Source organism: Bradyrhizobium sp. MOS003 (genome assembly GCF_003020125.1).
Taxonomy (GTDB): Bacteria; Pseudomonadota; Alphaproteobacteria; order Rhizobiales; family Xanthobacteraceae; genus Bradyrhizobium.
The window spans coordinates 500,742-514,151 of sequence record NZ_PYFW01000004.1; the positions used below are offsets into that span (position 1 = coordinate 500,742).

General features: G+C 66.1%; 9 protein-coding genes. 3 read left to right on the forward strand and 6 right to left on the reverse strand.

The genetic code is table 11. From position 1 onward, the window contains the following. Positions 1 to 87: 87 nt before the first annotated feature. The 5 genes from C7G42_RS21190 to C7G42_RS36145 form a co-directional block, all read right to left on the reverse strand. Positions 88 to 969 (reverse strand): NAD(P)-dependent oxidoreductase, encoded by an 882-nt coding sequence (locus C7G42_RS21190; protein ID WP_106950885.1) that lies wholly within the window; start codon positions 967 to 969, stop codon positions 88 to 90. 1 nt (position 970) lies between these two features. After that, positions 971 to 2,102, reverse strand: a protein-coding gene (gene prfB / locus C7G42_RS21195; protein WP_106951075.1) for a peptide chain release factor 2 whose coding sequence is annotated in 2 segments (ribosomal slippage) — positions 971 to 2,032 and positions 2,034 to 2,102 — 1,131 coding nt in all. Because the reading frame shifts where the segments join, the coding sequence is not laid out codon by codon here. Between the two features lie 185 nt (positions 2,103 to 2,287). Beyond that, a complete protein-coding gene (locus C7G42_RS21200; RefSeq protein ID WP_106950886.1) occupies positions 2,288 to 4,795 on the reverse strand; it encodes a penicillin-binding protein 1A in 2,508 nt (835 codons plus the stop codon). A 363-nt stretch (positions 4,796 to 5,158) separates the two neighbouring features. Continuing rightward, on the reverse strand, positions 5,159 to 6,454 hold the full coding sequence (locus tag C7G42_RS21205; RefSeq protein WP_106950887.1) for an N-acetylmuramoyl-L-alanine amidase: 1,296 nt from the start codon (positions 6,452 to 6,454) through the stop codon (positions 5,159 to 5,161). Positions 6,455 to 7,069: 615 nt separating this feature from the next. After that, positions 7,070 to 7,903, reverse strand: coding sequence for a hypothetical protein (locus C7G42_RS36145; protein ID WP_283809854.1), 834 nt, complete (start codon positions 7,901 to 7,903; stop codon positions 7,070 to 7,072). Positions 7,904 to 7,948: 45 nt separating this feature from the next. Between C7G42_RS36145 and C7G42_RS21210 the strand changes: the two genes are divergently transcribed. Both C7G42_RS21210 and C7G42_RS21215 read left to right on the forward strand, forming a co-directional pair. Beyond that, positions 7,949 to 10,243, forward strand: a complete 2,295-nt coding sequence (locus tag C7G42_RS21210; RefSeq protein ID WP_283809855.1) for a ribonuclease E/G — start codon at positions 7,949 to 7,951, stop codon at positions 10,241 to 10,243. Positions 10,244 to 10,311: 68 nt separating this feature from the next. Beyond that, positions 10,312 to 11,544: an NAD(P)/FAD-dependent oxidoreductase gene (locus tag C7G42_RS21215; protein WP_106950889.1), complete on the forward strand. Its 1,233-nt coding sequence runs from the start codon at positions 10,312 to 10,314 to the stop codon at positions 11,542 to 11,544. Positions 11,545 to 11,571: 27 nt separating this feature from the next. Here C7G42_RS21215 and C7G42_RS21220 read toward each other — a convergent pair whose 3' ends face one another. After that, positions 11,572 to 12,408 carry a helix-turn-helix transcriptional regulator gene (locus C7G42_RS21220; protein ID WP_106950890.1) on the reverse strand — a complete coding sequence of 279 codons (837 nt, stop codon included), beginning with the start codon at positions 12,406 to 12,408 and terminating at the stop codon, positions 11,572 to 11,574. A gap of 105 nt (positions 12,409 to 12,513) precedes the next feature. On the opposite strand from C7G42_RS21220, the gene C7G42_RS21225 reads away from it, so the two are divergent. After that, entirely contained in the window at positions 12,514 to 13,398 is an 885-nt protein-coding gene (locus C7G42_RS21225) for an SDR family oxidoreductase (RefSeq protein WP_106950891.1), read from the forward strand. The last annotated feature ends 12 nt before the right edge of the window (positions 13,399 to 13,410 follow it).

A 13,410-nucleotide genomic window follows, 5' to 3' on the forward strand; every position in this document is an offset into this window, starting at 1 on the left:
GCTGCGAGGCCAACTGCGATAGCGTTACCGCCGGGCGGCGATCCGGTCGCGGACCTCCGCTTTGCCTTGCTGAGCTGAACTCTATGCCTACGCCGGCTTCTTCGGCCGCGACACCAGCTCGATCATCCTGCCTTCGTCGTCATCGGGCATTGTGGCTTTCGCCTGCGCGTAGGATTCGACCGCGGCGCGCGCGACCAGCGGCTTGTCGGCCAAAAGGCTCTCGGCGAGCCTCACGGCATAGGCGGCATCCTTGTGGCGCAGTGCTGTGGTGAACGTCGCACCGGAAAAGTCGCGGGCGACCATGCGCTTGGAGTGGCGCTGCACCTGCGGGCTTGCGGCCACGCCCGCCTGGATCGATTCCAGCACGAGGTTCATGTCGAGACCGGCCTGCTCGGCGATGGCAAGGCCCTCGGCCAGGCCTGCGATCTGGATCGCCCCCATCAAATTGTTGATCAGCTTGTAGACCGTGCCGGAGCCCACCGCGCCGAAATGGCGGATGGTCGAGCCGATCGGTTCGAGGAACGGCCGCGCGCGATCGAGGTCAGCCGCGTTGGCGCCGACCAGCAGCGTCAGTTTCCCGGCGGCGGCCGCATCCGGCAAACCCGTCACGGGACAGTCGATATAGATGAGACTGCGCGCGTTGAGCTCACGGCCCATCTCGCGGGCGTGGTCGTAGGAGACCGTGGAGCATTCGATCGCAATAGTGCCGGCCTTGGCCGTCTTGGCCGCGCCGTTGGGCCCGAGCCACACCGCGCGCGAGGCTTCGTCATCCGCGACCATGGTGACGACGGCATCAGCGTCGATCGCCGCGTCCTCTGGCGAAGTCGCCCAAAGCGCGCCGCGCGCGATCAAATCTTCAGCCTTGGCCTTGCTGCGATTCCACAGCGTCACCGTGAAGCCGCCATCGAGGTAGCGGCCGGCCATGCCATGCCCCATCCGCCCGAGCCCGATGAAGGCGACGCGTGCCATGCTAATCGACGTCCTCGATGTCGGCGCCGGTTGTGCCGAAGGCGCGCTGAGCCAGCGTGGCGGCCATGAAGTCATCGAGCTCGCCGTTGAGCACGCCCGAAGTGTCGGAGGTCTGCACCCCCGTGCGCAGATCCTTCACCATCTGGTAGGGCTGCAGCACGTAGGAGCGGATCTGGTGGCCCCAGCCGATATCGGTCTTGGCGGCCTGGTCGGCGGCGGCCTTCTCCTCGCGCTTCTTCAGCTCGATTTCATAGAGACGCGCACGCAGCATGTCCCAGGCCTGCGCCTTGTTCTTGTGCTGGGAGCGGCCGGCCTGGCAGACCACGGCAACGCCGGTGGGAATGTGCGTCAGGCGCACCGCGGATTCGGTCTTGTTGACGTGCTGGCCGCCGGCGCCGCCCGAGCGCATGGTGTCGACGCGGACATCGGATTCCTTGATGTCGATCTTGATGCTGTCGTCGATGACCGGGAACACCTGCACGCTGGAGAAAGACGTGTGCCGTCGCGCGTTGGAATCGAACGGCGAGATGCGCACCAGGCGATGCACGCCCGCTTCGGTCTTCAGCCAGCCATAGGCGTTGTGGCCGGACACCTGGATGGTCGCGGACTTGATGCCGGCCTCTTCGCCCTCGGACTCTTCGAGGAACTCGACCTTGAAGCCGTGGGTCTCGGCCCAGCGCGTGTACATGCGCAGCAGCATCTGGGCCCAGTCCTGGCTCTCGGTGCCGCCGGCGCCGGCATGGACTTCGAGGTAGGAATCGAACCGATCCGCCTCGCCCGACAGCAGCGCCTCGAGCTCGCGCCGCGCCACTTCCTTCTTGAGATTCTTCAACGCGGCTTCGGCCTCAGCGACGACCCCGGCATCGCCCTCGGCCTCGCCGAGTTCGATCATGCCGATGTCGTCTTCGAGCTCCTGCTCGACCTTGCCGATACCGCCAAGCGAATCCTCGAGCGAGGTCCGCTCCTGCATCAGCTTCTGGGCCTTCTGGGGGTCGTTCCAGAGGTTGGGATCTTCTGCGAGCTTGTTCAGCTCAGCGAGGCGCGCCGTCGATTTCTCGACGTCAAAGATGCCTCCTCAGCAGCCCGACTGACTGCTTGATCTCTTCTACCAACCGTTCGATTTCGGCGCGCATGTCGTTCTCTGGTCTCGCGGAATTGATCCGCGTCGCGCGCATGATCCGGGGAAGTGCGAAGCGGCTTCCCGAAAGATCATGAGCAAAGCAAATCCAAAGCGCGATGAACATCGCGCTTGGTGGGGATGTAACGGCGGCAGCGCCAAAGCGCAACCGCCCGCCTCGCCTGTATCAGGCGTTATCCGCTACCACAGCCCACCCGTGCCCGGCCGCATGAGGAAGCCGGAGTCCGGCTGCTGCTGCTGCGAGGCCGGCATGCCGCCGCGCCCGTCGGCGTCGGCCACGCCGATGACCGAATAATTGTCCGGCGGCGCCGTGCCCGGCTTGAAGGCTTCGAGGATGGTTCCGCCGGTTTCGCCGGGGCCGGCGCGCATGCCGGTCTTGGCGACGACGCGAACCAGCTTGATGCCGGCCGGGACCTTGAACGGAACGGCGGGCTTGTCGGCGAGCGCGAGCTGGAGGAAGTCCCGCGCGATAGGAGCCGCGAGATGGCCGCCGGTCGCGGCGTTGCCTTTGCCGAGCGGGCGCGGCTTGTCGTAGCCCATATAGATGGCGACGGCGACGTCAGGCGAGAAGCCGACGAACCAGGCGTCCTTGGCCTCGTTGGTGGTGCCGGTCTTGCCGGCGATCGGCTTGCCAACCGCCTTGACCACGGTCGCGGTGCCGGCCTGAACCACACCTTCCATCAGCTCGGTGATCTGATAGGCGGTCATGGAATCCAGCACCTGCTCGCGGCGGTCGATCAGCTGCGGCTCGGCCTGGTTCTTCCAGCCGCCCGGCGCGTCGCAGCCGCGGCATTCGCGCTGGTCATGCTTGAAGATGGTGTGGCCGTAGCGGTCCTGGATGCGATCGATCAGCGTCGGCTTCACACGGCGGCCGCCATTGGCGAGCATCGAATAGGCCGTGACCATGCGCATCGCCGTCGTCTCGCCGGCGCCCAGCGCGTAGGAGAGATAGTTCGGCAGTTCGTCATAGACACCGAAACGGCGGGCATATTCGCCGATCAAGGGCATGCCGATGTCCTGCGCCAGCCGCACCGTCACGGTGTTGAGCGACTGCCGCAGCGCGTTGCGCAGCGTCACAGGTCCCTGGAACTTGCCCGAGGAGAAGTTTTCCGGCCGCCATACGCCGGCGCCCTGCCCCTGGTCGATTTCGATGGGTGCGTCGAGCACGACAGTCGAGGGCGTATAGCCGTTATCGAGCGCGGCCGAATAGACGATCGGCTTGAACGACGAGCCCGGCTGCCGATAGGCCTGCGTGGCGCGGTTGAACTGGCTCTGGTCGAACGAGAAGCCGCCGACCATCGCGAGCACGCGGCCGGTCCAGGGATCCATCGCCACCATCGCGCCGGACACTTCGGGGATCTGGCGCAACCGGTACTGGCCCTCGACCGGCTGGCCGTCCTTGTAGAGCGGATCGGCATAGATCACGTCGCCGGGCTGCAGCACCTGCGACACCGCCGTCGGCGTCTTGCCTTTGGCTCCGCCCTGTACGGCCCGCGCCCAGCGCACGCCGTCGGCCGTGATGAGGCCGGTCTCACGCTGCTTGCTGACGGCGCCTCCGAGCTCGCGGCTCGGCTGGAAACCGATGCGGGCAGACTGGTCGCTGGTCTCCAGCACCACCGCCATGCGCCATGGCGAGATGTCGGAGAGCGATTTGATCTCGGCGAGCTTCACGCCCCAATCGCCCGAAATATCGAGCTTGCTCATGGCGCCGCGATAGCCCTGCTGCTCGTCATAGTTCACGAGGCCGGTGACCATGGCCTTGCGCGCCATGACCTGGATCTTCGGATCGAGCGTGGTGCGGACGGAAAGACCGCCCTCATACAGCTTCTTCTCGCCATAGCGCTCGAAGATGTCGCGGCGGACTTCCTCGGCGAAATATTCGCCGGCGAAGGTGTGGGCGCCGTTGGACCGGTTGGTGACGGCCAGCGGCTCCTTGCGGGCCTTGTCGGCGTCGGCCTGCTTGATCCAGCCGTTCTCCACCAGCCGGTCGATGACGTAATTGCGGCGCTCGATGGCGCGGTCACGGTTGCGCACCGGATGCAGCGTCGCCGGCATCTTCGGCAGCGCGGCCAGATAGGACGCTTCCGCCACCGTCAGCTCGTTCACCGACTTGTCGAAATAGACCAGCGAAGCGGCCGCGATGCCGTAGGCGCCGAGGCCGAGATAGATTTCGTTCAGATACAGCTCGAGGATCTTGTCCTTCGAGTAGGTTTTCTCGATCCGCATCGCGAGCAAGGCTTCCTTGATCTTGCGGGCGAAGGAGACCTCGTTGGTCAGCAGGAAGTTCTTGGCGACCTGCTGGGTGATGGTGGAGGCGCCCTGCGGACGGCGGTTGGAGCCGTAGTTCTGGATGTAGGCCACGCCGGCGCGCGCCATGCCGGTGTAGTCGATGCCGCCATGCTCGTAGAAATTCTTGTCTTCGGCTGCCAGGAACGCGTTGATCACGAGCTTGGGGACGGCTTGGATCGGCAGGTACAGCCGCCGCTCCTTGGCATATTCGCCCAGCAGCGAGCCATCGACCGCGTGCACGCGGGTCATTACCGGCGGCTCGTAATCCTGAAGCTGAGAGTAGTCGGGCAAGTCCTTGGAGAAATGCCAGATCAAGCCTGCCACGGCCCCGACACCGACAAGGAACACCACCGTTCCCGCGGCGAACAGGAAGCCCATGAACCGCACCAGCAAGCGCATTATGTGTTTATCCGTTCAAACTCTGGATCAGACCAGTATCAGCCCATCGGACCAAAAAACTGGCACCCCAAACAGGCGCCAATCTCACGTCGCGAATTCACCGGCTAACGCAATACCATCAGTACCGGACTTAAGACGCCTGCCGAACAAGGATTCTCGCCGATTCCGGAACCCCCTGCGGGATTTTTATAAAGCGCCCGCTGTGGCCAAACTAGGGCTTTTGCGGCGGGACTGGAAAACCCTTTCAGATCGAAGACCCCAGGGTCGCCCCATTGGGCGATCCCGAGGTCGTCAGTTTGACGATCCCCGGTTCGTCGTCAATTTGGCGATCCCCGGGTCGTCAATTTGATGATCCCCGGGTCGTCAATTTGACGATCCCGCCGTGGCCATCCGTTTGGTCAGGAACCCGTCGATGGCCTGCGCCATCGAGCCCACGGCACGAGACCGCCAGCCCTCCGAAACCAAATGCTCGAGGTCACCTTTATTTGAGACGTAGCCGATCTCGACCAGCACCGAGGGCACATCCGGCGCTTTCAGCACCCGAAAGCCCGCCGACTTCAGGGGATGCTTGTGCATCCGCACCGTCGACTTCATCTCGCCCATCAGAAGGCGCGCAAAACGGTTTGAAAAGGTGCGGGTTTCCCGCTGGGTGAGGTCGATCAGGATATCGGCGACGTCGGTCGGCTCCTCGGCGAGGTTGAAGCCGGCGATCGCATCCGCCCGGTTTTCAGCGTCCGCCAGCCGCTGCGCCTCGGCGTCGGACGCCTTGTCGGACAGCGTATAGATGGTCGCGCCCTGCGCATCGCCCTCGGCGCGAGGCAGCGCATCGGCATGAATGGAGACGAATAAGGCCGCCTTCAGATTGCGGGCGACCTTGGGCCGGTCATTGAGGGGAATGAAGGTGTCGTCGTCCCGCGTCATGACCACACGGTATTTGCCGGCCTTTTCCAGCCTGTCGCGGAGCGCCAGACCGAAGGCCAGCACAAGGTTCTTCTCGCTCTCGCCGCTCGACTGCGTGCCGTTGTCGATGCCGCCATGGCCGGGATCGATCACGACCACCGGGCGGCCGTCGGCCTTCTGCTGCGCCGTGTCCGGGGCTGCCGTCGCGGGAGCCGTTGCTGGCTGCGCTTCCGCGATCGTCGGACGCAGTTCGGGGCGGTTCTCGGGTGCGAGCGACTGCACGAAGGCGGTCCGGTCGACCTCCTCCAGCTCCAGCACGAGCCTGGCCGGCTGACCATTAGCCGCCTCCAGCACGTAGGAATTGGCGATCCGGGCCGGTCCGGTCAGGTCGAACACGATTCGCGAGCCGCCGGGCATGACGAGCCCGTAGCGGAAGGCCTTGACCAGTCCGCGCCCTGCGCCCCCTGCCCCCGCGGGCAGCTGAAAATTCACCTGCGGCACGTCAACGACGACCCGGTATGGGTCGGCGAGCGTGACGGCGCGGAAGGTGACGGTCTGATCGAGGTCGAGAATGAAGCGTGTCTGCTTGCCATCGCCGGCCAGCCGGGCGGCGGAGGCGGTTGGAAAATTCGCTACCGCAACAATGGGTTGCGGCTTGCTTTCCGCGGCACTCAGGCGCGAGGAATCAGCACACGGCAACGCTGCGGCGCACAGCAGAGCGCATCCCAGCAAAACCCGTTGATTTGTGCGGCTCGCCACCGATTCCGTGCCTCCGAGCAGCCCTCTTAACGCAATAGAACCACAGGGTTAATCGATCCTTAATGACGGAAACGCGAAACTCGCTGACTGTGACCGCCATGCGACGCTCCCTTGCACCGATGGCTCATTCCAAGTATGTACGGAATGCTGACGGCCGATATTTCCGGTTGTGTCGCATTCAGCCTCCCGGTGCAGCGCCGGAACTCTCAAGATTTGGGAATTCCAGCGTTTTTCCGTTCCCCTCTAAGACCAGCGCGGTGCGCGGCAGCGAGGTGGAGCGGGTCAAGCGCAGGTGGCGGACGGTCCTGGTGTACCACTCGCGTTTCCGGGACGGTTCTGACAGCGACGTAACCCATTACCCGGTCCCTTGATCCCAGGGGAGCGGTTCGTGACCCCAAGGCGAGCGCGCTCGCGCCATGCCTGGCCAGCAGCAACTGATTGAAGGGCGGCCTCACCGCCCAGTGTTTCATACGGGCCGACGCTTGATGCGCCAGACTGTGCCGACCAATTCTGAAGGATCATTCGCGACGCTGCGGAGTGAAAATCCCGCGCGCCGCCTTGGTCCTGAAGCTTCCGGTTCGGCAAGGCGCGAGAGACGGCGTTTCGGCCTTCCCCTCACCCCCGAATCAGGTGGACCGTCGCGTCACCCGGCAGCGCAGCTCGCGCCCACGGTGAAAAGCGCCCGCCGCCGCCAAGAGTTAAGCCATGCCCAACAAGATGTTGATCGATGCCACCCACCCGGAGGAGACCCGGGTCGTCGTGGTCCGCGGCAATCGCGTCGAAGAGTTTGATTTCGAGACCGCGCAACGCAAGCAACTGCGCGGGAATATCTACCTCGCCAAGGTCACAAGGGTCGAACCCTCGCTCCAGGCCGCCTTCGTCGAATATGGCGGCAACCGCCACGGCTTCCTCGCCTTCAGCGAAATCCATCCAGACTATTATCAGATCCCGGTCGCAGACCGGCAGGCGCTGATCGAGGCCGAGGAACAGGCCCATCGCGAGGCCGAGGAAGAGAGCGAGAACCGCTCCCACGGCCGCCGCCGCTCGCGCCACCGCAACTCCCGCCGACGCAGTCATGGCGAACGCGTCCGCAGCGACGTCGTTGAAGGCACCGATGCCACGGCGGCCCAGCCGGTCGAGGGCGAGGCCCTGCTCGCCGAAGGCGCGTCGCACGAAGGCGAGCATCTGCACGCCGATGCGGAGCATCAGGGCGAGCACGATCATCACGACCACGAACATGGCGATCATGATCACCACGATCATGACCACGAAGAACACGCGCACGACCATCATCATGCCCATGGCGACGATCACGCGCATGATCATGACCATGTTCACGATCATCACGAGCATCATCATGCCGATGAGACCCCCGCGCCGGTCGCGGCCGTCGGCGCCGAGCCCGTGGTTGCTGCCGAACCGCAGGAGGCCCGGACCTTCGAGGCTCACGCCTCCGATTCCCACGAAACGCACGCCGAGGATCTCGCCGAGGCCGTGACCGCTTCAACTGAGCCGGCCGACGCCGTCTACGGCGAGGCCCCGCATGCCGAGGCTTTGGAAACGACCGGCGAAGACGATGAGGATGAGGATGAGGACGAGGACGACGAGGAAGCCGAAGAGGAAGTCGTTGAATCCGTCGGCGGCGACGACGTGCTGGAGGAAGTGCCGGAGCGCACCTTCCGCCCCCGCCGCCAGTACAAGATCCAGGAAGTCATCAAGCGCCGCCAGGTGATGCTGGTGCAGGTTGTCAAGGAAGAGCGCGGCAACAAGGGCGCAGCGCTGACCACCTACCTCTCGCTCGCCGGCCGCTATGCCGTATTGATGCCGAACACCGCCCGCGGCGGCGGCATCAGCCGCAAGATCACCAGCGCCCAGGACCGCTCGCGCCTGAAGGAAGTGGTGCAGGATCTGGACGTGCCGGAAGGCATGGGCATCATCCTGCGCACCGCCGGCGCCGCCCGCACCAAGCCCGAGATCAAGCGCGACTTCGAATATCTGATCCGGATGTGGGAGACGGTGCGCGACCTGACGCTGAAGTCGCAGGCCCCGACCCTCGTCTACGAGGAAGGCTCGCTGATCAAGCGCTCGCTGCGCGACCTCTACAACAAGGAGATCGACGAGATCTCGGTTGCCGGTGAAGCCGGCTACCGCGAAGCCCGCGACTTCATGAAGATGCTGATGCCCGCCAATGTCAGCGCGGTGAAGCAGTATCGCGACGGCCAGCCGCTGTTCTCGCGGATGGGCGTCGAAAGCCAGCTCGACGCGATGTTCTCGCCGACTGTGCAGCTGCGCTCCGGCGGCTACATCGTGATCAACCAGACCGAGGCGCTGGTCTCGATCGACGTCAACTCCGGCCGCTCGACCCGCGAGCACCATATCGAGGACACCGCGCTCAAGACCAATCTGGAAGCGTCCGAAGAGGTCGCCCGCCAGCTTCGTCTGCGCGACCTCGCCGGCCTGATCGTCATCGATTTCATCGACATGGACGAGAAGCGCAACAACCGTGCTGTCGAGCGCAAGCTGTCGGATTGCCTGCGGCAGGACCGCGCGCGCATCCAGGTCGGCCGCATCTCGCATTTCGGCCTGCTCGAGATGTCGCGCCAGCGCATCCGCGCCAGCGTGCTCGAGAGCTCGACCGATCCGTGCCCGCATTGCGGCGGCACCGGCCATGTCCGTTCGGTGTCTTCGGTGGCGCTGCAGCTGCTGCGCGGCCTCGAAGAGATCCTGATGAAGGGCGCGACCCACAATCTGGTGGTCCGCACCCGCACCGACGTCGCGCTCTATGTGCTGAACCACAAGCGCGGCCATCTGCGCGATCTCGAGAACGGCTTCAAGGTGACGCTGTCGGTCATCGCCGACGCAAGCGTCAGCGGACCGCAGGCCTATCTCATCGACCGCGGCGAGCAGGTCCACACGCTGGAAGCCGCCAAGGCTTTGCTGGTGGCGCAGGCGGCCGCAAGCCCGCCCCCGCTGGCGGAAGAAGCCTTCGACGACGAGGACGGCTTCGACATCGAGACCGAATCCGAAGTCGAGACCGAGGAGACCGAAGGTCTCACCGAGGAGCAGGCCGCGGGCGAGGCAGGTTCCGAACAGGACGGCCAGCGCCGTGGCAAGCGGCGGCGCCGCCGGCGCGGCCGTGGTGGCCAGCGCGACGGCGAGTTGCGTGAGGATAGCCCTGCCACCCTTCCCGAGCCGGCTGTCGCGGCCGGCGAAGGCGAAGAGGATGCCGAATCCGAGCAGGATGGCGAAGAGGGCGAGGAGCAGGCGGCCCGCGGCGAGCAGCAGGGCAGCGCTGACCGCCGCCGCCGACGCGGTCGCCGGGGCGGACGCCGTCGGCGTGGTAGTGGCGAGGAGGGTCTCGCAGGCTCCATCAGCGACGAACTCGGTACCAGTCAGCCGCCGGAAGCGTCCGACGCAGTCGCCGATTTCGACGGCTTCGGCAGCGAGGCTGCGCCCTCGATCGCCCAAGCCGAGCACACCGCCGAGCCTGAGGTCTCACAGCCTGAGCCGCGCGCCGAGGTTCAGACCGAGGTGGCACCGGCCCAGCCGGAGCCCGTTGCCGCAGAAGAGGAGCCCGCCGACGACAAGGCCGCGCGGCGCCGCTCCACGGTCCGGGAAAAGGTGAGCTTCATGTCGAGCAGCCCGAGCGAGCCGGCAGCCCCGGTTGCGCAGGCGCCTGAGCCGGCCACTCCGCCGGCAGCTGAGCCCGCGCCGGAACCGGCAGGCGAAACGCCGGCCGCGCCACGCCGCGCCGGCTGGTGGTCGCGCCGCTTCGGCGGCGGCGAATAAAACCGAACACTCAAGAGAAAACGCCCGGGTCAAGCCGGGCGTTTTTTGATTTGGCGAGGTCAGTTTCAATGCAAAGCGCAATCGTTCTCGGCGGCGGCATGATCGGCGTGAGCGCGGCGCTGCACCTCCAGCAGCGCGGCTGGACCGTCACGCTCGTCGACCGCAGGGAGCCGGGCCGCGAGACCAGCTACGGCAACGCCGGGATGATCCAGGCCGAAGCGGTCCGCCCCTATCCGATGCCGCGCGACCTTGCCTCGCTCCTGAAGATCGCGACCGGCCGCACCAACGACGTGCGCTACAGCCTGTCGTCGCTTCATCTCCATATCGAGCCCCTGCTCCGTTACTGGTGGCATTCGGCGCCGAAGCGCCATCGCGAGGCTATCGAGGCATGGGCGCGGCTGATCGCCTACGCGACGAGCGAGCACGACATCCTCATTCGCGAAGCCCATGCCGACAATCTCATCCGCCGCGCCGGCTATCGCGCGCTGTATCGTGATGCTGCCGCCCTTGAGCATTCGATCAGGGACGCCGAACAAGACCAGCGCGAGTTCGGCGTGAATTTTCGCGTGCTCTCGGGCAGCGAGCTTGCCAAGGCAGAGCCGGTCCTGCGCGACGATCTCCCCGGCGCGATCCATTGGCTCGACACCTGGACGGTGTCCGATCCCGGCGCGCTGGTCACGGCCTATGCCGAGCTGTTCGAGCGCCGCGGCGGCACCATCGTGCTCGGCGATGCACAGTCGCTGCGGCAGACCGCGACCGGCTGGTCGGTCGATACCGACCAGGGGCGCCTTGACGCCGCCCACGCCGTCGTGACCCTCGGGCCGTGGTCGCCCGATCTCCTCCACAAATTCGGCTACCGCATCCCCCTGGTGCGCAAGCGCGGCTACCACATGCACTACAGCGGCGGCGCTTCGCTCGACCTGCCGCTGATCGACAAGTCCGGCGGCTATGCCATGGGGCCGATGGCCAAGGGCATTCGCATCACCACGGGAGCCGAGCTGACGAGCCCTGAGGCTCTCGCGACGCCCGTGCAGCTCGCCAGCGCGGAAAGCTCCGCACGCGAGCTGATCGACCTCGGCAAGCGCGTCGAGCCGGATCCGTGGTTCGGCACCCGCCCCTGCACGCCCGACATGCTGCCGGTGCTCGGGCAAGCGCCGCGTCATCCGGGCCTCTGGATGAATTTCGGCCACGGCCACCAGGGCTTCACCCTCGGACCGGCGACGGGGCGCCTGCTCGCGGACATGATGAGCGGCGAGACGCCTGCGATCGATCCGACGCCGTACAGGCCGGGGCGGTTCTAGGCCCTTCGGGCAAGCTGCCTGCTTCCGTCAACCTGTTCGCCCGGCGAGCAGCTTTCTGATGCGCTCGGCGTCTTCGGACGTCGCCGGGTTGTAGACGATCATGCTGAGATCGGAGCGGCCCTCGACGTTGAAGCTCGAAAATTCGAACGACATCATGCCGTGAACCGGGTGGCGCAGCCGCTTGGTGCCGTCGCCGTGATGGCGCACGTCGTTGTCGCGCCAGAGCGCGGCGAATTCCGGACTGGTGCGGCACAGCTCATCGACGAAATCGGCGACATGCGAGACCGCGCCCGCGCGCGCGGCATCCGCCCGGAACGCGGCCACGACGAAGCGGGCCACGCTGTCCCAATCATATTGCGCGGCGCGCACGCGCGGATCGCAGAAGATGAAGCGCAGGATATTGCGCTGTCCCGGCGGGATCGCGCCGTAGTCCGTCAGCACGGCGGTTGCGGCACGATTCCAGGCGACGACGTCCCAGGTCGCGGTCCGCACCAGCGCCGGGCTGAATGCGAGCGCGTCGAGCACGCGCTGCAGCCGCGGGGAAACGCCTTCGCTGGCCTGGTAACGCACCTCGGGCGGGCGGCCGAGGCCGATCAGGAACAAATGCTCGCGCTCAACATCGGTCAGCATCAACGCGCGGGCGATGCGGTCGAGCACATCGGCCGACGGCGCTCCGCCCCGGCCCTGCTCCAGCCACGTGTACCAGGTCGGACTGATGTTGGCGCGCTGCGCCACTTCCTCGCGACGCAAGCCGGGCGTGCGCCTGCGACTGCCGGCAAGGCCGAACGCGGCGGCATCGAGCCTGGTGCGGCGATCCCGGAGATAGGCCCCGAGCAGGTTCTCGGCGGCGGCGGTCTCGCTCATGCTGTTAGCTATTATACCCTGATAAGGTCACTACTTTACCAGGATATTTGTAACGCGGATGGTCGTCTCCACCAACCCCTACCTGCCAATTCCTGGAGATTGCTCATGCGTGTCTTCGTCACCGGCGCCACCGGCTTCGTCGGCTCCGCCGTCGTTGCCGACCTGATCGCCGCCGGGCACCGCGTCGCCGGCCTCGCCCGGACCGATGCCGGTGCCGCCGCCCTCACGGTGATGGGCGCGGAGGTCCATCACGGCTCGCTGGAGGATCACGCCTCCTTGCGCAGCGGCGCGGCCGCCTCCGACGGCGTGCTTCACCTCGTATTCAACCACGACTTCTCGAAATTCGCCGAGAATTGCGAACTCGACCGCCGTGCGATCCTCGCGCTGGGCGACGAGCTGAAAGGCTCCGAGCGTCCGCTGATCGTCACCTCGGGCGTCGCGCTGCTCGCGCCCGGACGGCTCGCGACCGAGGACGATGCGGCGGCACGCCACTTTCCGCGCGTGTCGGAAGCGACCGCCGAAGAGCTCGCCGACCGCGGCATCCGCGCCGGCATCGTGCGGCTGCCGCCCACGACCCATGGCGAGGGCGACCACGGCTTCGTCCCGCGCCTGATTGCGATTGCCCGGGGGAAAGGAGCTGCAGCCTATATCGGCGACGGCATGAACCGCTGGCCGGCCGCCCATCGCCTCGATGCCGCGCGGGTCTATCGCCTCGCGCTCGAGCAAGGCGCATCCGCTCGCCGCTATCACGCCATCGCCGAGGAAGGCGTGCCGTTCAAGGTGATCGCGGAGGTGATCGGCAAGAGGCTTGGCGTGCCCGTGGTCGCGAAATCTCCCGACGAGGCCGAATCTCATTTCGGCTGGTTGGCGCGGTTTGCGGCCGTCGACGTTCCGACCTCGAGCGCGAAGACGCGGGCTGCGCTCGGCTGGGCGCCCAAGGAAAAAGGGCTGATCGAGGATCTCGACCAGCCCCATTACTTCGAGGTCTGACAACGCGGCTCG